Raw genomic sequence first — 2,654 nt, 5'->3', positions numbered from 1 at the left:
ATCCGGCAGGATAAAGAAAGTAGGGTTCTCGTTTTTCGTGGTGATGACCTCTATTCCATTATCGGTCAATTCAATGCCATTGGTTTTTTCCTCAATAGTAAAAAGTAAAGGCTCATCCGCCTCAGGCATCATCCTTTTATTGTCCTGTAGGTAATGGTTTTCAGTTTTTTGAAGTATAACCCTGATTCCCGGTTCAGAAAGGTACTTGATCAAAGGCTTGTATTTGGGCATGCCCCTGAAGGCCCTGAACAAGGCCAAACCCCCTTCTTTGTCATTACCTTCTGCAATCAGTTTTTTGGCTGAAGTCAAAAAACCCTGAACCAATTTACGCTGCTCATCCACCAAAGTGGATACCCTGGGCTTCATGTCCATGAATTCATGTTCATCCCCCCTGGGAATAGGACCTGAAATGATCAATGGTGTCCTGGCATCATCTATCAATACAGAGTCAACTTCATCTATCATGGCAAAATGATGCTTGCCCTGCACGAGGTCATTGGCATCACGGGCCATATTGTCCCTCAGGTAATCAAAACCGAATTCATTATTGGTACCATAGACAATATCAGATGCATAGGCTTTTCTTCTTTGATCTGAATTTGGCGGATATTTGTCTATACAATCTACACTTAGACCATGAAATTCAAATAACGGGGCATTCCATTCTGAATCCCTTTTGGCCAGGTAATCATTGACTGTGACCAGGTGAACTCCTCTGCCTGCAAGGGCATTGAGGTAAGCAGGTAAGGTAGAAACCAAAGTTTTACCTTCACCTGTGGCCATTTCAGCGATCTTGCCTTTGTGAAGCACAATCCCTCCTATCAACTGAACATCGTAATGGACCATGTCCCACACCACTTCCGTCCCTGCTGCCATCCACTTGTTATGCCAAATGGCTTCTTCACCTGAAATCTCTATATGGGGTTTTTTGGCCGAAAGTTCCTTGTCATGTAAAGATGCTTTGACAACAAGTTTACCATTCTCTTTAAATCTTCTTGCTGTTTCTTTGACTATTGCAAATGCCTCATTCAAAACCTTGTCCAAAGTCACTTCCAACGCCTCGTCCCTTGACTTTTCTGTATTGTCAATTTCATTGAAAAGCGCATCTTTTTCATGGACCTTATCAGCAGCTAGTCCATTGATCTTTTCTCTCAATTCAGCTATTTTATCATCAAATGTTTTAAGATCTGCATTGATGATGGCTTTTATTTCTTCAGTTTTGGCCCGTAATTGATCATCACTCAGGTTCCTTAATTTATTAAAGGCATCATTAATTAAGGGAACCCTGGGGGATAATTCTTTTATATCTCTATCTGACTTCGTTCCAAAAACTTTTGCCAGTCCTTTGGCTAATAATTCTAACATAATTGATTCAGTATAATATGCGGCCTTAAAATTACGGCCTTTTTGTTAATATTCTTTATGAGACGTGAGATATGAGACGTTAGACGTGAGATTTGAGTTCATATGCTATTTAGGTGAGTATAGAGCCTTAAGGGAATAGTGAAGAGATAAAATAGCATTTTGTTCTTACTTCCTATTTATTGAAACACCTCCAAAATATTAATTAGATGAATAGACCTAAATCTTGGCTCCCCGATAAAAGCATCGGGACAGGCTTTGCTTCTTGTTTCTCAAATCTCAAATCTCATGTCTTATGTCTTTTGTCTCACGTCTTAAATCTCAATTCTTCCTTCAAATACCTGTTCTGCAGGACCAATGAGTAGAATATTGTGAAAACTCCCATCGTCCTTTTTGGAAAACCTCACTTTTAAAGTGCCTCCCAATGTTTTTATTTTTACTTCATTGAGATCATTTTGGTAACCGTAAACCAAGGCACATGCGGTGACGCCGGTTCCACAGGAAAGGGTTTCGTCTTCAACACCTCTTTCGTAGGTCCTGACTTGAATTAGGTCATTGGCAAGTGGGGTGACAAAATTCACATTGGTGCCTTTTGGCGCATATCTATCACTGAAGCGGATTTTGGCACCTTCTTCAAATACAGGATATTCCAGAACATTTTCGACAAACCTCACATGATGCGGTGAACCTGTTTCCACATAGATATCCTGTCCTTCATTGTCTATAGTTGATACATCGCTCATGCCCAACTCTACCTCATCCCCTACAACGGATGCTTCATGGGCACCATCGATGGCACGGAAAGTTGTATTATCTTCAATGATTCCCAAATACCTCGAAAATGCAACGGCACATCTCGCACCGTTTCCACACATACTTTGAGAGCCATCTGGATTGAAATAAATCATTTCAAAGTCATAACCTTCCTTGTTTCGGATCAAAATAAGGCCGTCTGAACCTATCCCAAATTTTCTGTCACAGAGTTTTTGGACCAGGAAAAGGTCTTTTTCCGGAAATAACTTTGACCTGTCATCAATCATGACAAAATCATTTCCTGTACCCTGATATTTATAAAAGGTGATTTCCATACCTGTTTTAAACCCATTTAGGATAATGCTTCTTTTTCAAAAACCAAACCAAGTAATTATGGTTCTACAAACATAACCAACTTGTCACAAATTCAGACTTATTGTCTGATATATGGTTTCAAAATCAAGTCGAATTGGTTAACTTGGAAGTTCTTGAGAATGAAAAACCATTTCTAAAGGAAAAAAACAATCTATGAAAAAGAC

At 39.6% G+C, this 2,654-nt stretch carries 1 protein-coding gene and 1 pseudogene; both read right to left on the bottom strand.

Annotated features, from left to right (window positions below):
* Positions 1–1,365: pseudogene (secA, locus tag ACEW8O_RS11020) on the bottom strand (preprotein translocase subunit SecA); the annotation flags it as partial.
* Between the two features lie 311 nt (positions 1,366–1,676).
* Positions 1,677–2,450 carry a diaminopimelate epimerase gene (dapF, locus tag ACEW8O_RS11015; RefSeq protein WP_373494686.1) on the bottom strand — a complete coding sequence of 258 codons (774 nt, stop codon included), beginning with the start codon at positions 2,448–2,450 and terminating at the stop codon, positions 1,677–1,679.
* Positions 2,451–2,654 lie beyond the last annotated feature (204 nt).

The organism is Aquiflexum sp., assembly GCF_041749095.1.
Classification (GTDB): domain Bacteria; phylum Bacteroidota; class Bacteroidia; order Cytophagales; family Cyclobacteriaceae; genus Aquiflexum.
This window is presented reverse-complemented; position numbering and strand designations above follow the sequence as displayed.